20 protein-coding genes are annotated in these 23966 nt (G+C 45.7%); 13 read left to right on the top strand and 7 right to left on the bottom strand.

Features of this window, described 5'->3' with window-relative positions; all coding sequences use genetic code 11:
- Positions 1-218 precede the first annotated feature (218 nt).
- Both ASG89_RS31480 and ASG89_RS31475 read right to left on the bottom strand, forming a co-directional pair.
- Positions 219-1124 (bottom strand): rhodanese-related sulfurtransferase, encoded by a 906-nt coding sequence (locus ASG89_RS31480; RefSeq protein ID WP_057315296.1) that lies wholly within the window; start codon positions 1122-1124, stop codon positions 219-221.
- An 83-nt stretch (positions 1125-1207) separates the two neighbouring features.
- Complete coding sequence (locus tag ASG89_RS31475; protein ID WP_057315295.1) at positions 1208-4999, bottom strand: response regulator; 3792 nt, start codon at positions 4997-4999, stop codon at positions 1208-1210.
- A 158-nt stretch (positions 5000-5157) separates the two neighbouring features.
- Here ASG89_RS31475 and ASG89_RS31470 point away from each other — a divergent pair, with 158 nt between their 5' ends.
- From ASG89_RS31470 to ASG89_RS31445, 6 genes are all read left to right on the top strand, one after another.
- A complete protein-coding gene (locus tag ASG89_RS31470) occupies positions 5158-6870 on the top strand; it encodes a methyl-accepting chemotaxis protein (RefSeq protein ID WP_057315294.1) in 1713 nt (570 codons plus the stop codon).
- 112 nt (positions 6871-6982) lie between these two features.
- Positions 6983-8098 carry a stalk domain-containing protein gene (locus ASG89_RS31465; RefSeq protein ID WP_057315293.1) on the top strand — a complete coding sequence of 372 codons (1116 nt, stop codon included), beginning with the start codon at positions 6983-6985 and terminating at the stop codon, positions 8096-8098.
- A gap of 137 nt (positions 8099-8235) precedes the next feature.
- Positions 8236-8556: an SPW repeat domain-containing protein gene (locus ASG89_RS31460; RefSeq protein ID WP_057315292.1), complete on the top strand. Its 321-nt coding sequence runs from the start codon at positions 8236-8238 to the stop codon at positions 8554-8556.
- Positions 8557-8728: 172 nt separating this feature from the next.
- Positions 8729-9277, top strand: a complete 549-nt coding sequence (locus ASG89_RS31455) for a cysteine hydrolase family protein (RefSeq protein WP_057315291.1) — start codon at positions 8729-8731, stop codon at positions 9275-9277.
- 53 nt (positions 9278-9330) lie between these two features.
- On the top strand, positions 9331-10791 hold the full coding sequence (locus tag ASG89_RS31450; RefSeq protein WP_414813310.1) for a nicotinate phosphoribosyltransferase: 1461 nt from the start codon (positions 9331-9333) through the stop codon (positions 10789-10791).
- Between the two features lie 125 nt (positions 10792-10916).
- A complete protein-coding gene (locus ASG89_RS31445; RefSeq protein WP_057315290.1) occupies positions 10917-11756 on the top strand; it encodes an aldo/keto reductase in 840 nt (279 codons plus the stop codon).
- A 448-nt stretch (positions 11757-12204) separates the two neighbouring features.
- Here the strand turns inward: ASG89_RS31445 and ASG89_RS31440 are convergent, their stop codons facing one another.
- Both ASG89_RS31440 and ASG89_RS31435 read right to left on the bottom strand, forming a co-directional pair.
- Positions 12205-12999 carry a hypothetical protein gene (locus ASG89_RS31440; protein ID WP_057315289.1) on the bottom strand — a complete coding sequence of 265 codons (795 nt, stop codon included), beginning with the start codon at positions 12997-12999 and terminating at the stop codon, positions 12205-12207.
- Positions 13000-13168: 169 nt separating this feature from the next.
- On the bottom strand, positions 13169-13381 hold the full coding sequence (locus tag ASG89_RS31435) for a hypothetical protein (protein ID WP_057315288.1): 213 nt from the start codon (positions 13379-13381) through the stop codon (positions 13169-13171).
- A 220-nt stretch (positions 13382-13601) separates the two neighbouring features.
- Between ASG89_RS31435 and ASG89_RS31430 the strand changes: the two genes are divergently transcribed.
- From ASG89_RS31430 to ASG89_RS31410, 5 genes are all read left to right on the top strand, one after another.
- Positions 13602-14549, top strand: a complete 948-nt coding sequence (locus tag ASG89_RS31430) for an ABC transporter ATP-binding protein (protein WP_057315287.1) — start codon at positions 13602-13604, stop codon at positions 14547-14549.
- Positions 14546-15649 carry an ABC transporter permease gene (locus tag ASG89_RS31425; protein ID WP_057315286.1) on the top strand — a complete coding sequence of 368 codons (1104 nt, stop codon included), beginning with the start codon at positions 14546-14548 and terminating at the stop codon, positions 15647-15649. The genes ASG89_RS31430 and ASG89_RS31425 overlap by 4 nt, the downstream gene beginning before the upstream one ends.
- Before the next feature lie 219 nt (positions 15650-15868).
- On the top strand, positions 15869-16459 hold the full coding sequence (locus tag ASG89_RS31420) for a DUF1989 domain-containing protein (protein WP_057315285.1): 591 nt from the start codon (positions 15869-15871) through the stop codon (positions 16457-16459).
- Between the two features lie 70 nt (positions 16460-16529).
- Entirely contained in the window at positions 16530-17156 is a 627-nt protein-coding gene (locus tag ASG89_RS31415; RefSeq protein WP_057315284.1) for a LysE family translocator, read from the top strand.
- A 102-nt stretch (positions 17157-17258) separates the two neighbouring features.
- On the top strand, positions 17259-18032 hold the full coding sequence (locus ASG89_RS31410; RefSeq protein WP_057315283.1) for a YqcI/YcgG family protein: 774 nt from the start codon (positions 17259-17261) through the stop codon (positions 18030-18032).
- 7 nt (positions 18033-18039) lie between these two features.
- Here ASG89_RS31410 and ASG89_RS31405 read toward each other — a convergent pair whose 3' ends face one another.
- Together ASG89_RS31405 and ASG89_RS31400 are read right to left on the bottom strand one after the other, a co-directional pair.
- Complete coding sequence (locus ASG89_RS31405) at positions 18040-19371, bottom strand: amino acid permease (RefSeq protein ID WP_082593731.1); 1332 nt, start codon at positions 19369-19371, stop codon at positions 18040-18042.
- A 90-nt stretch (positions 19372-19461) separates the two neighbouring features.
- Positions 19462-20100 carry a spore coat protein gene (locus ASG89_RS31400; RefSeq protein WP_057315282.1) on the bottom strand — a complete coding sequence of 213 codons (639 nt, stop codon included), beginning with the start codon at positions 20098-20100 and terminating at the stop codon, positions 19462-19464.
- A gap of 197 nt (positions 20101-20297) precedes the next feature.
- On the opposite strand from ASG89_RS31400, the gene ASG89_RS31395 reads away from it, so the two are divergent.
- Positions 20298-20864 (top strand): Uma2 family endonuclease, encoded by a 567-nt coding sequence (locus tag ASG89_RS31395; protein ID WP_321166546.1) that lies wholly within the window; start codon positions 20298-20300, stop codon positions 20862-20864.
- Between the two features lie 155 nt (positions 20865-21019).
- Here the strand turns inward: ASG89_RS31395 and ASG89_RS35940 are convergent, their stop codons facing one another.
- Positions 21020-21196, bottom strand: coding sequence for a YjfB family protein (locus ASG89_RS35940; protein ID WP_082593730.1), 177 nt, complete (start codon positions 21194-21196; stop codon positions 21020-21022).
- 669 nt (positions 21197-21865) lie between these two features.
- Between ASG89_RS35940 and ASG89_RS31390 the strand changes: the two genes are divergently transcribed.
- A complete protein-coding gene (locus ASG89_RS31390) occupies positions 21866-23929 on the top strand; it encodes a BREX system ATP-binding domain-containing protein (protein WP_057315280.1) in 2064 nt (687 codons plus the stop codon).
- Positions 23930-23966: the final 37 nt, after the last annotated feature.

Raw genomic sequence — 23966 nt, 5'->3', positions numbered from 1 at the left:
GAGTGGAAGGTAACAAATCGATATATATGGAGGGATGGAGAGTAGCAGGAGTTTGAAGTAGCTAACATGTGTCAGTAGTAAAGAGGCCCTTCCCCAATCAAACGACTTGGGAAGGGCTTTTCTAGTGAAAATGATAAGTTAGTGCGGTGGGAAGCGATGATCTCGTCAGCTCACTCAACGACTAGGCTCACAGGTACTGCATGTGCAGCACCGCCTGCCTAAGCCTCCAACGTGCTCAACGTTTTCTCTTCGCATTCCTTAGAACAGAAGCTATCATGCTCCTCTTCACAAGCTTCGCAGCAAATGTGCTTTAAGTGGCATAGGTCGTTCGCACAGTTAATATAACGATCCTCTGCGGTGCCGCAGTGGTAGCATTTGCCTACAACGATATCTTCGTCTGTGCGGTTAATCGGTACGGAGATGCGCTCATCGAACACATAGCATTTCCCGTCGAAGAGGCGACCTTGCACATCTTCGTCTTTGCCATAAGTGACGATCCCGCCATCCAGTTGATAGACTTCTTTGAAGCCTTCGTTAATAAGGAAGCCTGATAATTTCTCGCAACGGATCCCGCCTGTGCAGTAAGTAAGAATTGGCTTATCCTTGAAATCCTGCAGATTGTTGCGAATCCACTCAGGGAATTCCTTGGTCGTCTCGACTTCTGGGCGAATGGCGCCACGGAAATGTCCGATATCATACTCATAGTGATTGCGGCCATCGAGGACGATGACATCTTCATTTTTGAGCTTTTCATAAAATTCCTTTGGCTTCAAGTGCGTACCTGTAAGCTCATTCGGATTCACGTCTTCTTCAAGACGGAAGGTGACGAGCTCTTTTTTGGGACGGACAAACAGCTTCTTGAAGGCATGTCCTTCATGATCATCCATCTTGTAAACCATATCTTTAAACAATGGCATGAGATTCATCATCGCCATGTAGGCTTTCGTTTGCTCTACGGTCCCAGAAAGGGTGCCGTTAATGCCCTCAGGAGCAATCAGAATGCGTCCTTTTACACCAAGCTTTTTACAATAAGCCAAATGTTCTCGCGCTAATGCTTCGTGATCAGCAACAGCGACGAATTTATAATACAACAAGATGCGGTATGGAGCGCCGTGTTCAGTCATAACAATAACCACCTATACGTATAAAATGACACACTCCATCAAGATGGAGTATACGCATATAGTGACATAAATTCATGTTTTTTTCAATCAAGCAGCAATTTTTGGATCGAATGATATACGAACTGCAGCTCGAACTCTAAGATTTGAATCAAATGGAAGACATCAGTGAGATCTCGATCTGCTTCTTGCAGCTTCTCTTGGTTCTTCACAAAATCCTCCAACTCGCTTGCCGCGGCAAACACGCGATTAGCCGAAAGGTTACTGGAAGAACCGCGTATCCCATGAAGCAAGCGAAGAGCCTCCACTAAGTTACCTGTGTCGATGACGCCTTTCAATTGCGCAATCAGCGGTGTTGTTTGGTCTTGATATTTTCGCAGCATTTCACGATAAATGTCCATTTTTCCGCCCATGCGTTCGAGTGCTTCGCCGATATTGAGTCCAGGCGTTGCCTGATTATCCACTTGCAGATGAAGTGTAGATTTAATAGCAGCTCTCAACCGATCAGGGATGATGGGCTTGGAGATCATTTCACTCATACCCGCATCCATACAGGCCAATCGATTGTCGAGTGTTGAATCCGCTGTCAAGGCAATGATCGGGATATGTGCCCACTTCGGCTCGAGACGAATGCGTTTAGTCGTTTCGATGCCATCGAGCTCGGGCAAGTGAATATCCATGAGAATTAAATCAAACGAATAATTCTCCAAGTCATGCAATGCCTCGAATCCGTTACCAGCCATTTGAATGCGACAGTTCATCATGCTTTCCAGCAGAGAGCGCGCAACCGTTTGGTTAATCTCATTATCCTCCACAATCAGTATGCGGAGCGGTGCCTCGCCGAAACCTAGATGGAGGAGCGTGGAGTCCTTCTCCGTATCGTTCGCAATTGTCTTGGTCATTTGTGAAGGATCCATGTCCCGTTCAGCATGCAGTGAAACTAGCGTTCTGTACAAATGACTTCGAGAGATCGGTTTAACCAGAATGGCATCAGGTGAAGCTTCAGCAGGAAGCTGTTCGAGTGCGTCTCTTCCTGATAATGAAGTGTAAATAATCGTTCGAATCCCTCGTTGTTGACAAGCGGCCAACATGCTTAACCACACATCTTCCCCATACATATCATCGGCTTCCATATCCAGCAGAAGGAAGTCAAGCGGAATGTGATCAATGACCCGGAGGGCTTCCTTCCACGAATGCACACCAGCAGCATCGTTGCACATGGTCTGGAGGCTTTGAACAAGCACCCTATTGAGCGTCGGATGGTCTTCTACGACGAGCATAGCGAGCGGCAATGGCGGTAGCGCTTTGCTGCTTGGCAAGTAGAGCGTGAAGGTGAGAAGGACCAGAAATTCACTACCTGTACCTTGCGTACTGGAGACAGAGATCGAACCGCCCATATTTTCGATAATATTTTTGGAAATAACAAGTCCAAGCCCTGTTCCTCCATATTTGCGGCTCGTCACCTCGTCACCTTGGATAAAAGGTTGGAATAAATTGGCCAACTGTTTCTCGTCCATCCCGATTCCCGTATCCGTGATGCTGAATCGAAGAGTAACCTCATTCTCATGCATCTGATCTACTTGAACATGAAGTGTGACGGTCCCTTGCTCTGTGAATTTAATCGCATTGCTGGAGAGATTCAGAAGTACCTGATAGAGTCGCAAGGAATCGCCGATCAGTACACCAGGCACATGGTCAGCTATATCGCAAATGAAATCCACAGGCTTATGACCTAGCGGCACACTTAGCGTTTCGCACACACGATCGATGGTTTCATCTAGCTGAAAAGGGTGATGTTCAATGACAAGCTTATCGACTTCCAGTTTAGAAAAATCAAGAATATCGTTGATAATATGTGAAAGCGACTGGGAAGAGCGGGAGATTTTGCGTACGTAATCCATTTGTAGTTCGGTCATAGCTGTTCTCTCAAGCAAGTAGGAAAGTCCAACGATCCCATTCAGAGGTGTACGTATTTCGTGGCTCATGCGAGCAAGGAAAACACCCTTAGCCAAATTGGCATCATCCGCCTCCTGTTTAGCAAGGATAAGCTGCTCCTTAGCCTGGACTTGATCCGTGATATCCCTCGTAATCGCAGAGAAATACATCTCGCCATTATCGAGAGGGAAATGAGGGACGATGATAATTGACGCGATGATGCGTTGTTGATTCTTGGTCATGACTTCCGCTTCGAATTCCCAGAAGCCATCTCGGATTGCAGTTAGAAGCCCTTCCTCAAAATTAATGTCATTCAAGAGGTCAACAAACTCATGAAAATGTGCTTGTCCATAATCGCTTCCAGCTAATCCCATCGAGTGGATGCCAGCTGGATTAATATAGAAGATGTTACCCTCTTGATCGAAGGTGAGAATGGCGTCACGCGCGCTCTCCACAATCGTGAACAGCCTTTCTTTCGTCTCATTACTTGCTATGATGTCACTGATGTCGCGTGCAATTAAGACGTATCCCTTTAAATCACCATCCGGATGCGTAATGCAGCTAACACTCGTTTGCACATAGATCCTGGTCCCGTCTTTGTGATACCAGGTCCACTCTAAATCCTCTTTCAGATGGCGCAAGGAACGAATCACAAGCGTTGTACAATCTGGGGGAATGGTCTCGCCTAGCTCGGAAGAATACTGCGCTGCTCGTTCATTCAATTGATTTTGATCTAACCAGATTAAGGGAGTAGCGATTTTATGTACGTCTGCCATAGAATACCCAAGCATCTGCGTAGCTCTGCCGTTGAGATGGTTAATCATAAAGTTCGGGTCCATCACGATCATGGCGTATTCATTATGACGAATAAAAGCTTCGAACGGCTCGAAAAGCTCGCGGATATTCTCCATCATGCCGTTTACGGATAAGGCGAGGGCACCTAATTCATCTTTACTTTGGAACACGATAGGTTTCGTGTGGAAATCACCAGCAGCAACTGCTTCTGTTACTTGGAGGATTTGTTTAATCCTTTTGATAATCAGATGGTTCGTTGTGAGATGAATCAGGAAAAATATGACGAGTACTGTCATCAGAATGATCCCCACGGTTGACCAAAGGAGAGGACTAGTGGGAGCTTCAATGGCCCTGATGGGTATGGAATAGCTGAGAAACCAGTCTAATTCAGGGATTCGCGCATAGAACCACCTTGTCTTGTTACCCGTTATAATGGATTCGTCAATGAAGCCGTTGCCTTCTCGTAATGCTTTTCGAAAATCAGGTCCAAGCTCGGGATATTCAGTAAAAATATTCAACTTCAAAATGGTCGGCACATCGGTAGCATAGAGGGCGAGACCATCACGATTAATGATTAGTAATTCACCATTGTCGAGCGGAGCAAGCAAATGTTTTTGAAACATGGGTGCAGCTTCGAGTGAAGCATTGACGATACTAATCACATTATGTTGATCATCAAAGATAGGAGCCGTGATAGAGATCACGTAGAAGCCCCTTATTCTGCTTATATAGGGGTCAGAAATATAGCTTTTCCCCTTCAGCGCCTCCTGGAATCGGGGCTCTTTCGAAATGGAAAGTGTACTCCCCGTAGTAAAATGAAGGGTACCTGCCAAATCAATAATACCCATGCTGTAATATTGATTTCCATCCGATTTTAATTCATGGGCAAGGAAATTTAAACGTTCCGCTTGTGTGCCTTGTTTCATAATACTTACTCGACTAATGAGCTCAATCTCTGCTAAACGGATGGACAAGTAGTCATACATATTCCGTGCAGAATTCGATACGGTGTTCAAGGATTGCTCATTCATCTGCTGTAACAGTTTATTGCGAGAGAGTGTATAGTTGGTAATCCCTACGACAGCAAGTGAGATTGAGGTGATGAGAACGAGCCAGGCGACGAGTTTAAAACGCAAGGATGATGACATTTTTTTCCTCCAAAAACCATGTAATTGTTAGATAATCTCATAGTTTCATCATGATTAGAGTGGAACAAATTTAATGATTTCAATTTATGATATATCCAACAGATCAATTACGTATACACATTTGTGCAAATTAGTTTATTTAAATGGGGGATTTAGGAATGCAGATGACAGTACGGACGAAATTTATTGCGGTATTTGCGATCATCTTCTTGATGGTTGTGGGAATGAGCTGGACAGCTATAGCACGTATGGGCGCGTTAAAGGACATGAATAATAGTCTAGCAAACAACTGGATGATGGGGATTCAAAATATGGAGGAAGTTCATTATAACTCAGAACATTTACTAACGCTGTACTATCAGAAGAAAATAGAGCCTGACGTGAAAAAGCATGAGGCTATTGACAATGGTATTGTAGCAACGATTACAGAAATCGACAAATTGTTAGGAGAATATAAGGATTCTGTGTCGAGTGAAGAAGAAGGGACACATTTGCAACTGCTTACCCAGAACTGGGATGAATTTAAATCAGCCTTCTTGGCAAATAAACAGACAGCAAATGATCCAAGTAAAGTGAAGGAAGCGGCAGAGAGTCTTCAAGCGCTGTCCGTAGCATTCGGCAAGGCACAGAAATCGATGGCGGATTTGGTTACATACAACCAAGAAGGCGGTCAGCAAGCGGTACTAGACAGCGCGAGTGAATACAAACTTAGTGTTCAATTGTCGTTTATTACATTGGCAGTTATGCTCGTATTTATGATTTTGACTTGTTACTTCATGGTAAGTAACATTTCAAATCCTGTTCGAAAAGCATCAGAGGCTTTGATTCGTATCTCCAAAGGTGACCTAACCATTGAACCGATTGTTGTGAAAAATAAAGACGAAATTGGCAATCTCATCGGGGCCGTTAACCAAATGGTGAATCATCTGCGCCATTCCGTAGAGCAAATGATGCTAGCCTCAACTAGTGTTGCGGCCTCATCTCAACAACTTTTTTCCAGCTCGGAACAGAATAGCTCAGCTTCGCAGCATGTCGCAGTTTCGGTGCAGGACTTTGCTAATGGTGCGGATGCACAAGCTCAAAGCTCTGCGGAATGTGGGAGAGCGATGGAAGAAATGGCGGCAGGAATTTCCCGTATTGCAGAAACAACTGCTGATGTATCGGATTTATCTATGACGGCTACGAACATTGCGGAGCAAGGCACACATGCCATGGAGCGTGTCGTAAATAAAATGCAGGCCGTGAGCACATCGGTTGATGCAGCGAATCAGGTGATTCAAGAGCTTGAGAAGCATTCCCAAAGCATCGGTCAGATTTCCACCTTAATTGGGAATATTGCCTCACAAACGAATTTGCTTGCGCTGAATGCGGCAATTGAAGCTGCTCGTGCTGGCGAAAGCGGAAAGGGCTTCGCCGTTGTTGCGGGCGAGGTTCGTAAGCTGTCTTCCCAAACCGATGATTCCGTTCGTGAGATTTCAGAGCTTATTACGTCGATACAACGAGACTCCGCTCGGGCAGTTGGGGTCATGAACAATGGAAGAACAGAAGTGCAGGAAGGTATGCATGAGGTTAGCATTGCAGAGAAAGCATTCAGTCAAATCGTACAAGCCTCTCAAGAAGTAGCGGGTAAAATTCAAGAAACAGCGGCAGCTGCAGAGCAGATGGCAGCAAGCTCGGAAGAAGTAGCAGCTACCGTTGCTCAAGTTGGTTTTGTAGCGCAGCAAACCTCGGGTACAGCACAATCTGTCGCTGCAGTAACTCAAGAACAGTTGGCATCAGCTGAAGAGATAACGTCGTCTGCCAAAAACCTTGCCGGTATTGCAACGGATTTGAATCACGTGGTAGGCACTTTCCGACTTTCGTTAAATTAATTTTAAAAAAATTACTCTAGGATCAGACTTTTCCGAAAGCTGATCCGTCTAGTTATCGTGAAGGTTAGAACAAGAGATCACATCACGATAACTTAGAAGGAGTGATTAGGTAATGAAAAAGAATACGTGGACTATGTTGAAAATGGGTGTTGTTGGTTGTGTAGTAGTAGTAGGTGTGAGTGCTTCGATATTGCCAGTTGCGAGCGTTGCTTCAGCAGATACCGCAGTTACCATTGCTGCAACTACAGCATCAGTACCAGTTGTCATTAAAGAAATAGTCCTTACGTCCAAAAGCACAGACCTAACGACCAACATCAAAGTTCCTCAGTTGACGGGAATGCTGGATACGAAATACCAAGACGAACTGAATGACATTATTCTCTCACAGGCGAACAAAGATATAGCAAGCTGGGAAAAGGATGCTGCGAAGGCTGCTGCAGCAGCCAAAGATAACGGATATACGTACCGTCCTTATGGTCTTACGATTATCTATACATTGAAATCCGATGGCACTGCTCATCCTTCAGGAGTTGTTTCCCTTACAGTTACTACATATGGAGAAACAGGCGGTACGGGGATGCCGAGAGTGGATACCTATAATGTACTGAATGCGGCAGCAGCTCAACGTGTAACGCTGCAGGATCTGCTTGGTGCAGACTACAAGGCAACGATTGATGCAGGTGTCATTGCCAAAATGGACGAAGACCCGCAATATTTCTTTAAAGATCAATTTAAAGGGATTTCCTCGGAACAAGGATTTTTTGTAGAAAAAGGGGAAGCGGTTGTTGTGTTCCCGAAATATGCAATTGCAGCTGGTGTTGCTGGGAGTCCAGAATTCCGTTTCAGCTTGCCTGCTGATCTGATCATTAAACCGAATCCTACACCACTGCCTGGTACCGACAAAGTGAAGGTGGAATTGACGACGAGTGACGTCGAACAAAATGCAGATGGCTATTCACTCGTTCCTTTCCGTAAAGTAGCAGAAGGTTTGGGTTACACCGTGAAATGGAATCAAGATACGTATACAGCTGAACTTTCGAAAGGTGCGCAGTGGACAAGTGTGAGTGTGGGGAAAGACAGTTATTTCTTTGCCAAAATGGCGCCAGTTGCGCTAGGAGCGGCTCCGGTCATTTTGAACGATTCCCTTTATGTGCCAACTAAATTCGTGTCAGACATCCTAAAGGCCGAAGTGACAATTGATTCGACAGGCATTCATATTGCGCAATAATCGATGAAATTCATGAATAATAAGGAAATAGAAGCCTTCAGTTGCCGATTATGGTGATCTGAAGGCTTTTCAACTAACACGTTACTGTAAGCGTTTGCATATACTAGAACATCCCGCATGTAGGAGGTGTGATCGGTATGTATCTCAAAAATAGTTTGTCAGCGCTCATGGGTCTTTGGTTTCTGATGACTCCCTGGGTGTTTGGATTTGGAGATGTAACCAATGCGCTTTTCACCTGTGCACTGTTCGGAAGTCTGCAATTCGTAAGTTCGATGCTCGCTTTAGGGAAAACGGGGAAGCATATGTGGCAGAACTGGGTTTGTGTCGGCTGTGGTGTCGTTTTTATCGTGTTTCCTAATGTGTATCACCTATCTTTCATGGCATTTTTCTCTTTCGTTGCGCTAGGCTTTATGACGATTCTCATTAATTACGCCAATCTGTACCCAGATTCGCAATAATTGTGGGAGTGCCTATTGTTATATTGATTTAATTATGTCATAATGATTATATCAAATATTTCAAATTGTAAGATCAGTGCCTTAGCTGTCGTTATACAGTTAGGCTTCTCTTTTTAACCTTTGATAAAGTCGTTTTAATATTATTACATATACAATATAAGGAGTGGTGGACATGAAAGCCTTTATTCTCATTGATTACACGGTGGATTTTGTAGTAGGGAAACTGCCTTGCGGGGATCCAGCAATTGCGATAGAAGCTCGGCTGTGTGAGTTGACCCAAAGCTTTGTTACGGAGAGGGACTTTGTTGTGATGGCTGTTGATTTACATGAAGAAGGAGATCCCTTCCATCCGGAGACGGCCTTGTTTCCACCTCACAATTTACGTGATACGGAAGGCAGGGAACTCTATGGTCGACTTAGAAATGTGTATGATTATCATAAGGAATCGATCTATTGGATGGATAAAACGAGATACAGCGCATTTTGCGGAACGGATCTTGAACTGCAACTTAGAGCTAAAGGGATTCAAGAGCTTCATCTGGCTGGTGTGTGTACCGATATTTGTGTCTTGCATACAGCGATCGATGCGTATAATAAAGGTTTCTCGCTTGTGATACATGAGGATGCGGTTGCCAGCTTTGATGCGGAAGGTCATGCATGGGCACTAAGGCATTATGAAAAGACACTAGGGGCTAAAGTTGTTCGCGGTTGGAAAAATTAAGTAAAATGATCATATGGAAGATGAATAGATGTAGGATGGGGAGGATGAACAAGATGAATTGGCAAACGATGGATGCGATGAATAACTTAACGCTGCACACAGATAAATATCAAATTAATATGATGTACGCTCACTGGTTACAGGGGACACATACGGAGAAAGCTGTGTTTGAAGTGTACTTCCGCAAGCTGCCATTTGATGGGGGATATGCGGTCTTCGCGGGGCTGGAGCGAGTGATTCATTATGTGCAAAATCTGCATTTCGGAGAAGAGGAAATTGCTTATTTACGTGAGCAAGAGGAGAACTACAAGGAAGAGTTTCTTGATGCGCTTCGTGCTTTTACCTTCAAAGGCGATATTCAAGCCGTTCCTGAGGGGACGCTTGTCTTCCCGAATGTGCCGCTTGTTCGCGTGGTCGGTCAAATATTTGAGGCGCAGCTCGTGGAGACCGCGATACTCAACTTCGTGAACTTCCAGACGCTCATCGCGACCAAAGCCTCGCGTATGAAAGGCGTTGCTCCGCATGATGTGCTGCTGGAGTTCGGCACACGCCGCGCCCAGGAGGCTGACGCCGCCATCTGGGGCGCCAGAGCTGCCTATATCGCGGGGTTCCACGCGACATCGAACCTAAGAGCCGGGATGCTGTTCGGCATCCCGACCAAAGGCACGCACGCGCACGCGTGGGTGCAGGCCCACGACACGGAAGCGGACGCCTTCCGTGCGTATGCCGAGGCCCTGCCCGAGCAGGTCACGCTGCTCGTGGACACCTACGACACGCTGCGCAGCGGCGTGCCGAATGCGATTGCGACGGCGCGGCAGCTCGCGAGCCGCGGCAAGCGCTTGAACGCCATTCGCCTCGACAGCGGCGATTTGGCGTATCTGTCCCAGCAGGCGCGGCGCCTGCTGGATGAGGCGGGCTTTCCGGAGGTGAAGATTGTGGCATCCAATGACTTGGATGAGCACATCATCGCCGGGCTGAAAGCCCAGGGGGCTAAGATCGACAGCTGGGGCATCGGCACCCAGCTGATTACAGCGGCCGACCAGCCGGCGCTGGGCGGGGTGTATAAGCTTGTTGCCCGTGAGAAGGACGGCACGCTCGTGCCGGTCATTAAGATTTCGGGCAACCCGGAGAAGGTGACGAATCCGGGCTTCAAGGAAGCCTACCGGATTATGAATAAGGCGACGGGTAAAGCGGAAGCGGACTATTTGGCTTTGCAGGATGAGGTGGATATTCGGGAAGGACAGCGAATTAAGCTATTCGACCCCATCCATCCGTATCTGTTCAAATATATTGAGAATTATGAGGCGGTTCCGTTGTTGAAGCCGATTTTCGAAGGCGGGAAGTTGGTGTATGAGCTTCCTACCTTGGAAAGCATTCGTGACTACCATGCTGAGCAAATGCAGACTGTATGGCCGCAATATTTGCGGATGCTGAATCCTGAAGTGTATCGCGTTAATTTGAGCGCTGCCTTGTGGCAGCTAAAAATGGATTTGATTCATGCGCATCAAGACTAGCTTGATAGTCTCGATACCAGCAAACGCAGAATTTTGGAATATCCGACTTCAGTGGTATGATTAATGAGAGCTACACGGTAAAGATGCGCTCATTCAAATCTTATTCCGATGGAGGTTATTAAACGATGTCTACGAAAGCGAATCAAGCCTTTACAACTGGGGTTACGCTCAACAATGGCGTACATATGCCATGGCTGGGTCTCGGCGTTTATAAAAGCAAGGAAGGTCAAGAGGTCATCGGAGCGGTTCAAACCGCTTTGCAATTAGGTTATAGAAGCATTGATACAGCTGCGGTTTATCGCAACGAAGAAGGTGTTGGTCAAGGTCTGCGCCAAAGCGGTGTACCGCGTGAGGAGATTTTCGTAACCACGAAAGTGTGGAACGCGGATCAAGGTTACGAGTCTACGCTGCAAGCGTTTGAAGCAAGCCGCAAACGGCTTGGTTTGGAGACGATTGACCTATACTTAGTGCACTGGGCCGTCTCCGCAACATACCGAGAAACGTGGAAAGCGTTGGTCCACCTTTACAAAGAAGGACATGTGCGTGCGATTGGTGTGAGTAATTTCCAAATCTCTCATTTACAGCATGTCATTGAGGATACTGGTGTTGTACCTGCGGTAAATCAAGTGGAGTATCATCCTGAGCTTTCGCAAAAGGAACTGCTCACATTTACACGTGAACATGGTATCCAATTAGAAGCGTGGAGCCCACTTATGCAAGGTAGGCTGAATCAGCCAGAATTGGCGCAGCTTGCGGCTAAATACGGCAAATCAGCAGCTCAAATTGTGCTGCGTTGGGATATCCAGCATGGTGTCGTGACGATACCGAAGTCAGTGACGGAGCATCGTATTCGGGAGAATGCAGACATTTTCGATTTTGAGTTGAGTGCTGAGGATATGGCTTTGGTTGATGCCTTGAATGTCAACAAGCGCATTGGGCCGGATCCTGATCATGTGACGTTCTAGTTGGTTTCTATAGAGGGAAACAGGAAGAGCAAGAGGAAACGCCCGTTTGTGCGGGGTTTCCTCTTTTTTTGTCTGATCATGAGTGTCGGCGCTGACTAGTGTTTCTCGGACAAATCAAATAACGGGATAACATACAGTTAAATTTGCCCGAATGACCTTGATTTTCCTAATAACTGTAAAAAGTACAGTTAATTACGAGCTGAAACGCTGAGAATGGTGAATAGCTGCGAAATAGATCTACTTTTTCCATCTAATTGAATAATTTGTAATAAATTCACGAAAATAGATGGATATTTTACAGTTATCGGTGGTGCTCGGTGTTTGATGTTCGATGTTCGATGTTTGATGTTCGGTGCTCGGTACCAGGTGTTCGGTTTATGATGTACAGTGTCCTTGTCATCGGTCAGCACAACCTATAGCTGCCCCGAACGCGGCGACCTCCCTCCGCTTATTTCAACAAAGCGATCATCTGATACACTTCGCGGTGGTCACCCGGCAGCAAGAAATTCGCGACTTTCAGCTGAGAGGAGCCATCGCCGTCAAGAAAAAGCCCATCAACCAACTGTTTCTCCCCTACTTGCTCCTGTACGGCTGTACGGAACTCTTCGCCAGTACAAGGAGTAGGCGCAACTACCAGATACACGTTGTTCATTCGATCGTACACAATGCCTGATCGCATGCGTTTCTCATTAATGACAGGCATTTCTTCCGAAATGGCTTGCTCGGCCCAACCCAATGGGTTCGTGAGCCCCATGCTCACGCCTCCCTGCGCCCAATATCGGCTGCGATCCAGTACCTGTAACTCACTTGCATTTTCGACAATTTGGACGGTAAAGGTTTGCGCCTTCTCATCCCACACCAGTGTTCCTCGCTTCCGATCCGTGTTGTACCAGCCCGAGCCGTAGTCGCCAGGTTGCCCCTTAACAGGCTGATCATTGGTCACTGCGATGCTTAGCAAATACCCCTGCCAGAAAAATCCGCCATTAATTCCATTGTCCTGCCGATCGGTTACATTTGCAGTTATGGCCTTGAGTCCTATGTTTTGAGGGGCAGTTTGGATAACGTGAAGTAGAACGCCGTTCGATGCAGGTTTAATGCTATACGCGGCACTTGCTTTTGGGGGCGGTTGTGAGGTAATGGTGTGAATGCCCCAAATTAAGGTCCATACAAAACTAATGATTACGATAAGTAGATAGATTAGTAGCTGAGCAGCATGTGCTTTGAAAAGACGAATAAGGTACATAGATTTCTCCATCCCAGCTGTAGTGGACTCATTCATTTCTATTAGACTATGAAAAGATTAGGAGGGATATGCCTATCTATTTACGAAAAAATCTACGAAAAAAAACGCTTACGAAGGAATCTACCATTCGTAGGCGTTGGTCACGAAAACATCTATGTAACGATGAAAATTAGAAAATCGGTATACGTGCCTTATTTCCATCTTTGGCATATAAAATCGCTTCTGAGCTGAATAAATCTACTCGCTCTAACGAATTAACTAAATTCATGATGGTGAATTTGTTTTGACGAAGTGCGTTGATCAAAGAGGGAATTAACTTGTGGTCCGTGCCGACGAAATTAACAGAAATCGGCTTCTTATTAAATAAAATATTCATTCTCACTTCAACACATCTCCTTCTGATATTGTTTATTAAGTAGATATTTAGATTATCATACCTTTCTCAATAAGTTCGTCGATTGGCGTTGTCGGAATTCCACTAGTTCTGTCAGTAGATATTTCATGGTGTGTTTATATGTTTTACCTTTGATGGACGGCATAACTGTTTATTTTGTATGATAGGTTGAGTTACGTAAAATATTGGAAGCGGAGGGGCGAGCTTTATGGAGTCTTCACACATTGTTATTGAAGCGGACGGTTTAATTAAGAATTATGGGGCCTTCCAGGCTGTGCGTGGCGTTAATTTCCAGGTCTATCAAGGCGAGGTATTCGGCTTGCTCGGTCCTAATGGTGCTGGGAAAACGACAACGATGGAAATGATCGAAGGGCTGCGGAAGCCTGACGGCGGTCGAGCTATTGTAGCTGGATTTGATACGCAGAAGGATTTGGGCAAGGTCAAGGAAGTCATCGGTGTTCAATTGCAATCAACTTCACTATTCGAGTTGTTGACGGTTGAGGAAATTATGAGGATGTATGCCAGCTTCTATCCGAGCTCTGTCCCGATTGGCCCACTATTAGAAGATATGACGTTAGTTGATAAAAGGAACGGCCGTGTTAAGCATCTATCCGGTGGGCAGAAGCAGCGGCTTGCCATCGGTCTCGCACTTTTGAATGATCCGAAGGTCATCTTCTTGGATGAACCGACGACAGGGTTAGATCCGACAGCAAGACGAACGCTGTGGGAGATTATTCTAAAGCTGAAGGAACGAGGCAAAACGATTGTGCTGTCCACGCATTATATGGAGGAAGCGCACGTGCTTTGCGATCGTATTTGTCTAATGGATCAAGGGAAAGTCGTTGCATTGGATACACCACGCAAACTCGTGAGCAGCTTGCAATCAGATAGTGCGATTGAGTTCAGACTGCAGGACTTGGCGGAAGCGGACAAAGCAGCTGTCCTCCAGGATCTTCATGAGGTTCGTGAAGTCAAGGGCATCGACGTGCGTAAGGATGTGTTCGTCCTTTATACAGATAAGCTGCAGGAATCGCTCATTGATCTCGTCGAGAAAAGCGCTGGCGGCAGATGGCAATTGGCTGACTTGCAGACAAGAACGGCTACGCTGGAAGATGTGTTTATTTCCATGACCGGAAGGAGTTTGAAGGAAGAATGAATGCTTATATCCAATTGACGTTAAGCCAGCTTCGGTTTTTTGTCCGTAATCGACAAGTGCTGATATTCACCTTATTTATGCCGCTGTTCTTCATGATTATGCTCGGTTCCTTTCTAGGAAAGGGAAATGACATCATCGTAGACGGCGTTGTTATTGATCAGGATCAAAGTGCGGAATCCAGGGTGATGGTGGAGGCGCTGCAAGCGAATCCTATTTTGAAATTAAAGCCCGCAGAAGACATGGATAAGTCGCTCCAGCAGCTGAAGCATGGGGATCAGAAGTTAGTCGTTGTTATTCAGAAGAATTACAGTGAAGCCGTTGCGAAAAAGGGAGCGGACAGCTCGAAGGAAAGCTTCTTGCAGGTATATTACGATCAGACGAATCAGCAGAGTGCGCAGATCGGTCTGCAAACTTTAGGTCAAGTGGCGGATGGCGTTTCTAAAAAAATATCCAATTATGTCCCTGTCATTGGGATAGAACCTGTTGGCGTGCAAGCTTTACAGCTTCGCTACATCGATTTCCTTGTACCAGGCATTCTCGCAATGATGATCATGACCAACAACTTAAATGGCGTCTCGGGGCAAATTGCTTCGTGGCGGGAGCGGGGTGTGCTGCGCCGCATGCAAAGTACGCCGCTGAAGTCTTCGACATTCATCGCCGCGCAGATTACTGCACGTCTTGTAATGAACACGGCGCAAGCCTTAATTGTGCTGCTAGTCGGTGCATTAATTTTCGGTACTCAGGTGAATGGCTCGTGGTGGCTGCTCTTGCTGTTCGTAGTCATGGGGACATTGACGTTCATGTCTATCGGGTTCATTATCGCTGGTTTGGCCAAAACCCCAGAGAGCGTAGGGCCGATTTCTGGACTGATCTCGTTCCCGCTCATGTTCTTGGGCGGCGTGTTCTTCTCCGTGTCGAGCATGCCGGAGTTCTTGCAGCCGATCGTGAAATCGATCCCGATCACCCAACTCAGCACCGCGCTTCGGCAGATCATGAATGTGGGCGCGGGCATTGGAGATCTGTGGCAGGAAGGGCTGATGCTGGCCATCTGGCTGGTCGTGTCTTTCATCGTGGCGACGTTTACGTTTAAGTGGGAGTAAGCGGAGCGGGTTGCTTGCGAGGAGAAAGTTCAATCTCTCTGAGATTGGGCTTTCTCTTTTTGTCACCGCATAAGAATTAATACGTTTCCGATTCACGGAAGAACAAATTCTTAACGCGGTCGCGCATCCTCGAAGGACTTCGATAGAAGTTTTTCTCATAAATCCATAAACGATAAGCCATACTGTAAGGGTAACTTACCAATGATTAGGAGGACATGCATGAGTAAACAGCAATGGCAAATCCCGGCTACAGAGGGTCTCGCTCTCCTGCTCAAGAGGGGCCAAGTGATTCGGGTAACCGATGTAGAGGGGGAACAAGTTGCCGACTTTGTGGCCTATCGTGAGGATGATATCAGTGAGCGACTAGACCCTAGTGTTACGATGGACGCTTTACATGCGATGAAAGTGAAGCCTGGCGATATCATCTACTCCAATAAATATACCCCTATGCTCACGATTATGAGGGATACGGTAGGACAGCACGACTTTATTAACTCAGCCTGTCGGCCTGAGATGTACGAGTTACTTTACAATAAGCGAGACCACACCAGCTGCTATATGAACTTAAATAATGCATTGGCACAATTCGAGATTGCCGCCCCAGATCAGCATTATCCGTTTAATATATTTATGAACACGGTCATTCAGGCATCTGGACAAATCCGTGTAGAGAAGCCTTTATCCCAAGCAGGGGATTGTATCGAGCTTCGTGCAGAAATGGATCTGGTTGTGGCTATATCTGCTTGTCCCTGCGAAGAAAGTCTTTGCAATGGGTACAAATGTACACCTATTGGTGTTGACGTCTTCTAATCTTCTAATGATCTAGCGCTTGACATACATTAACTTGTACAAGTTATTTGTTATTCAGGAGGCGAAGTCTATGGATGCTTTTGTCACTTATCTATTTCTTGGAATTTCATTATCAGCTCCAATCGGTCCTATTAATGCTGCTCAACTCGACAAGGGAGCCAGATTTGGCTTTACGCAAGCGTGGTTGATCGGACTAGGTGCGATGTGTGCCGATTTGTTGTATATGCTGCTTATTTATTTTGGTTTAGCTCATTTCTTGACCGCCCCGTTTATGAAAACATTTCTATGGTTGTTTGGTTGTTTTGTACTTATCTACACGGGCATTGATACGCTAAGAAACGTGAAGATAACCAAGGAAACCAGTCCTCGTGAGACCCAATCCAGCGTAAGCTCCTTCCGTTCCGGATTTATTATGGCCCTTACCAATCCGCTAAATATCTTATTTTGGCTCGGCATTTATGGGTCCATTTTAACTGAAAGTGTGCAGAATTATGGTCTAACCCAGGTACTTTGGCATAGCTCTGGTATCTTTGCAGGCATCCTTCTATGGGATGTTGCCATGGCCACACTCGCCAGCTCCTTTCACAAGTTCGGGAATCGCACGACTCTGCAAATGATTTCTGTAACAGCAGGCCTTTCTCTCATTGGCTTTGGAATTTACTTCGGCTATCAAGCCTATAAGCAGCTAACGGGTTAATCAGAGGTTTGCACGTACTGTTGTACCTCCTAACCGAGATACTCACCCATCTATTCTCCTTCGCATAGTATGCTTCGTACTTACGAAGGAGGTTACTACGACATGGCTGATTTATATGCCAAAGACTGGCTTGATACACATATGACCACCCTTGCCGCATGGCAGCAGGACGCTTTTCGTCAATTCGGCAATATGATTGCAGATCCAGACAATACTTACCCTTGTATACCAGGGCGTCAAGGCTTCCTTACCAACAACCTGCGTTTTGGCTTTGCAGCGGATCCACGATCAGAACAAGCCCCTCTTGATGTCGCCCAGCTTCTTCAGGCATATGGCCGATGCTCAAGGGAAACAGGGAAATTTGCTTCGCTAGTTATTTTTTTCGAAACACCAAGAGACATGCTGAATAGCTACTCTGTAGAAGACTACGAGGGGCTCTTTTGGTCTGTTCTGAGTGGGGTTAGCGCCATAGATGAGGTACCCTGGCCTGAGCATATTTCAAAAGATCCTTCGCACCATTCTTGGGAATTTTGTTGTGATGGGGAACCGTATTTTTCCTTCTGCGGAACACCTGCTCATGAAGTAAGAAAGAGCCGAATGTTTCCGCATTTTCTCATTGCCTTCCAACCGCGATGGGTATTTGAAGAAATCAATGATTCTACCCCTTTTGGACGCAATATGAAAAGACGCATTCGCTCAAAATTAGTGACGTACGACGGAATACCCGCACATCCTTCTCTGAAATGGTACGGGCAAGAGGATAACCAAGAATGGAGGCAATACTTTTTGCGTGATGACGAAAGCGTTCCTTCTAAATGTCCTTACACCTATATGAAAAATAAACTTAAATCCGTTGGCGTGCTATTTCATAAATAGGAAATGGTTACGCAGGCTTTGCTCGTTCCGATTTATGCTTCATCCACCAAGTAATTAGGATAATCACCATGACGATAAGAAGACTAGTCCAAAACCCAGGTCTACCGGTTTTCTCGAAGAGTGAACCCGCTACTGCGGCCAGGATAAGAAGGATAGCGGTCCAAGATTTTAGTTGTCCGCTAATGCTTGGCTGGAGTTGTTTCAGATACGATGCGACGATAAGCGACCACGTATATAGGAGTACTAGGCCCCCAGCTGTGGTTATATGTTCAAAAATTTGGCTTGGCATCACTAGCGCAAGGACGATAGACACACATAGTCCGATCGTATTCACACCAAGTGCATACAGGGGTAACTGCTTCTTGCCTTTCCTATTGGCTAGCCATGGCGGGGCATCACCGCCTTCCGCTAAAGAAACTAGCATCGTAGATACGCCATATAACGAGGCAACGAGGATAGAAAATCCTGCAATAATCAGAACGCCATTCATCAAGTGCACGAGAATAGGCAATCCCATGATGCTCAGAGCGAGAAGCAGGGGACTTTTATCAGGTGTTAACTGTTCTTTGGTAATAAAAAGAAGCGCTAAACTAAGAGATAACACATAGAGCACCGTGATCGTAAGCAGCATAAGTCTTCCAGCCTTCAATGCTTCTTTGGGATTTTGCATATGGATAGCCATAAAGCCCATGACCTCTATCCCACTAAACGCATAAAACGCATACAGGAGACCTTTCATTGCGCCGGTCCAACTTAAACCAAACCTCGCCGTACTGGCTTGAATGGTGTTTATGCCATGTGTTCCTTTGATCAAAACAATGCCTGCGATGGCGATGAATAGGAATACGGCTCCCATTTTAACGATAGCGCATATATTCTCAGTTTTGTTAATTCCTTTCGAGCCAAGGATAACAACGAGGAGGGCAAGGAGCGAGTAGATAGCGGTCAACAACCAGAGTGGTAGGTTAGGAAACCAGAATTGTGTGAAAATTCCTATTGCCGTTAAGGAACTGCCGAGAATGAGCATTTCGGAGGACCAATATAACCATCCCACGCCAAACCCTGCCCAGTTGCCATATGCATCCCTCACATAATTTCGAAAAGACCCCTTTTCAGGGTTGGCAGCTGTCATCTGTGCTAAGGCATCATATACAAATAAGGTGGCTAATGCTGCTAATAAAAATACGACGACTACCAGAAACCCACTCTTCTGAATCGCGATGCCAGAACCTAGGAAGAAACCTGTTCCGATGGTGCAGCCAATTCCGAATAAAGTTAACTGCCACCAGGATAGCTTGTCCGTATTGTTGTCACTGTTCATATGCCGCAAAGTGACCATAAGTGATCGACCTCCAAATCCCTGGCTAAAAAATACGAGAAAGCCCAAACAGCGGCCTCAGGGCCGATGCTGGGCTATACAAGCTGCTAGTTAATGTACAGATGCTGCCCCTCTGTTATTAGGCGGCATTTGTGGTGCCCCAGTTGCAGGGACGAATGCTGTCAGCATGCTTTGCATATCGGAAGCTGCTAATTGTGGCACCTGGTAGTAGGCAAGTCTATTTTGATAAAGGAAGATTTCATAAGCCATTTCTATGAAATTTTGTACCTGAGAGGCTAATACACGCCGCACAACGGGATTCGTCACTTCCACGGCTGTCATGGTTAGCAACGATGCATGCGTTTTGACCAGACCTAGCATATGCCCGCTTATTCCAGCATCCTTCACATCAGCGAGCGATTGATTTGGCTTTTTCGGCTCAGTTGGCTTAATGCCATAGATCGGGTCCGATAATTGCCTAATCATATACGTGGATGTTTCTTGGCTTGGCTTTTGTCCAGTTGTGAAACACTCAGCGGTTAAATTGTACTGAGCAAGTGTGAACTGGTATTGACGATCCAGGATGTCCAGTAGCTCACTATCTTGTACAAACTGTCTAAACATCATGAATTGGTCCAGCACATTGATCGTACAAGCTAACACCTCATGTAGATCGAAAAGCTCATGACCGCCGTGGTTCGTACTCGGTGTAGTTTGCGTTTGATAATTGGGTTGTATTTGCTGTTGCATAACGAAGTCTCCTTTGGCAATTGAGGTTAAAGTAACTTCGTTAATGTTGGTCTTAGTTCGCTGGTTTATACATGGCTACACGATCTTAAGGCTATTGCTCAGATATAAGGGAGCCGCGGTGTAAAAGTTGGCAACGACTTACTTGATCGTGCTACAATTAGTACACGCCAAACAAAATCAGAAGGAGGCCCAACATCGTGTCAAATCCAGATGAGAAGAAATTCCACACCTATCAAGATTGGCTGACATGGGACGGAGCATGGGAGTTAATTAATGGCAAACCCTATAATATGCCGCCCGCTCCGACATCATTGCATCAATATATTGTAGGAGAGCTTTATTATGCTCTACGGACTTTTTTGCAGAATCGGAATTGCTTTGTTTTTGTGGCTCCATTTGATGTGTTTTTTAGCGAAAGTGAAGATTATGAGTCGCCCGATCATGTCACCCAGCCCGATCTCTCAGTCGTTTGCTCGAAGGATCAGATTGCAAAAAGTGGCTGCCAAGGTGCTCCAACTCTAATCATTGAAGTGCTATCCCCATCTACGGCATTGAAAGACTTTAATGAGAAGTTCAATTTATATCAGAAATATGGGGTACAGGAGTATTGGATTGTCGATCCAGGCAATCGAACAGTTCACGTATACTGGCTGCAGGATGGCTGCTACCAGGTACAGCATTTATATACAGAACAGGATACTATCCATTCTTTCCTATTCAAAGATTTGCAGGTGCCGCTAAATACGTTATTTAGCTTAGAATAAGAGGAGAAGCTCGTGCAGTTCAGACTGAAAGCACTAGACAGCGAGGATTAATAAGGGACCTACGATTCCGAAGAGGAACGTGGGTCCCTTATTTACTTGTAAATCGTGGTTATCGATGAGTTTGAGTTCGGGAACGTCAGTTCGTTATTTTCGATTTACACACGTATATCAAGATTTCCGCCTAAGTTCGGCTGTACACTGCGTTCAATCATTTGAACCATTTGCTGGCCTTGGTCGGCCATTTGCTCTTTCGCCATTTTCATTACACTAATTCCAACTGCTTGGGATAAATTGTTTTGGGCTAATGACATTGACATAGCTGGAATGTCCATGAGGTTCCTCCTATATTTCTGAGTATCTGACCATTTCTATATCGGAATATTGGTCTGCAATTTTTAGCGAGATTTCCTTTTTTCAAGCCATTGACATCGCTATGCGAATGCAAAGAAGGAGGTTGTCAAACATTTAATCGAAGAATAGTGTGTTGAGGATAATAGTAACATATCAACCATCCTAACCTTATTCTCTCCTACAATAATGACCCCAAATACAAGATTATTATCTGGAAGCGCCGGTAACGGCGTATATTTGCTTTTCACCTACAAGTGCGTAGATCAGAAGTGCTATAGAAAGTACTGCTGAATTTGGGGTTTTGGTAATAAGCCTAATGAACTACTTGTGTTCCTAAAATGGAGGAATTCGGTAAATCTATGTCGAAATAGATTACTTTCCTGTGCTAGAATGCTTTTTTTTTCATCCTTTGTCCCATCTTTGTATGATATATATTAAATTTGATAGGATATAAAAATGATGGAAATCAGAGCTTGAGGATAAGTAATCGAAAAGTAAGAACGGTTGCTAAAGAAATTGTTTGAGATACTTGGGACTCTGTAAAGCGCACTGCTGTTAGTGCGTGGGAAGGTGTAAAGAGTTTTGGAAGAAGACTCTTTGCTTGGTGAGTTGTGAAAAATATTTGATATAACTAAAAGAGGAATGCGACTATGGACTCAAAAAAAAATGCCTTTAGCTCGTACCTTAAGTATGTAGAGCAGGAACTTATTGATGCTTATGTATCCAGAGGAGGGGCGACATGTCGTTTTGTGGAGGGGGATCATGCAGAGCGACGGGGTGTGTTAACTCAATCGATCAGACAACTTGCGCTTTGGAAAGGCCTGGTAGTCACCGAGGTGGAACTTTCAAACGACCTACCGTTAAACGATTGGAAACAGATTACGCAGTATGTATTGAAAAATATGGAGGCCAACATCAATGGCATTCTGGTTAGGTCGTTCCCTGCGATTGTTGCCAAAATAGCTGAAGTTGGTGAAGTGGAGCTGGAGATGTTGCTTCAGAAGGATCACTCGCTACCGCATGCCGGATTTAGGAATGCGATTTGGTGGTTATGCCAGAAGGAACAGCAAGGCTTAGCTCAGGACGAAGCGCTTCAATCTTTTTTACTGGGAGAGAAGGTTTCGGTGGCTGAGCTTAATAGTTTCGGACTGAACGGTGTCAAGGGCTCACTTACTCAGAAGAATGCTGAGTTGATTCTGCAAACGGTATTCTCTGCCTTAACAATGCTAAATGCCTCGGGTTCCCTACTCCTTCTGACCGAACAGGAGGACCATTTCGTCTATAACAAGCAGTCAACTGCTTTGGAGAAGCTCCGTATTTCCGCCAATGTCATTCGTCGGTTGATAGACGGATGCACGACGGGTGTTCTGAACGGCACGCTCGTATTTACTGTTAGCCGAAAGGGTTTCCTTGAACGGTGTGCGGATGTTTATCCCGCAGTAGGCCAACGGCTTCAGATCGTAAAGAATGGCTTGAGGAGGGCCGCATGGCGGTTCCCGATCGCCTCACTGGACCAATTGACTAATGAGAAGGTGGAGTCATGGGAGCCGTATTTCGGTTTAAACGGTGATATGTCAGTGCTAAAATCGCTGGAATCCCTCCGTTTTGGCCTAGTTCCTCATAGACATGTAGAACGGCTAACGATTGGTTACGCTGAAATTGAAAGATGGGCAGAACAATGCCGTTCTGATCTTAACTTGCCTGGCATCCATTTGATCACCGGACCGTTTGGCACGGGCAAAAGCCATGTGATTGAAGTCCTACGACATACCGCCAGTAAAAGGGGTTCTGTCTTTACCAGGGTTGAGCTCGACGGACGTAGTGTAAGTATGAGTGAACCGAACCTGCTCTTCCGCGCCATCTGTAGAAACCTTCAGTTTCCGGATGGTGCGAATGAGAGCCCTGTCATCTCACTATATGAAAAGGCCATTGAGCGAGGGCATAATGTCCTTTCTTTTCCCTCGAGCGGCATGTACAAAATTAAAGATTACTTCGAGACGATTCAGCTATTGCAGCGTTTCGGGAAGCTAGACAACTTCGCATTTCAGCTGGAATCCGTCTTTTCGGGAGGAGAGGAATTCCCGATACGGAGCCTAATCCATGATATCGCAGTGGAAACAGGCTTGAGGCAATCACAGTTTCAGATTGAGTCGTTGATCGACAGAAGCTTGGACAAGCGGACGCATTCATTCTTGGAAGCGTTGGCGGGTCTTGCAATTCTTTGCCGTCTATCCGGTTATGATGGTCTGGTTGTGGCGTTTGACGAATTCGAAGTGGAGACACATGGGGATAAGAAACAGTTTGAACGTGTGCTGGCTTTACTTAGGGAAATACTGACTTACGTAGAGCAAAGCGGGTTGATTCCGCCCTCACCGGTGACATTAATCTTCTCTGCGGTGGGAAAGGCAACGGCAGGAGATGCTTTCTTGGAGCGCCTCACGGCATTAGCAGGAGGCAGCGTCTACAGGTTGAGTCAGTGGACGGATCATCAAACGATTGAACTAGCGTCCAGAATCTTTGAATTGTACGCTGATTCCTATGATCTGTGCGAATCTTTTGATTCGACGCTCGCTAGAAGCGTAAACCAGCTCTTACAAAACAATGGGATGGCCGGAAATACTTTGATACGTTCTTTCGTCAAGTGGTACTTAGCGCTACTGGATATGAAATACGGACCTCCGGTGCTGCTCAACACAAAAGAAAGAAGAGCATGAGTTCAGTACATAGCCAACTTATTTACCTGAAATACAA

Source organism: Paenibacillus sp. Soil766, assembly GCF_001428105.1.
Lineage (GTDB): Bacteria > Bacillota > Bacilli > Paenibacillales > NBRC-103111 > Paenibacillus_E.
Note: the sequence above shows the minus strand (reverse complement) of the source record. Positions and strands in the feature narration are given on the sequence as shown.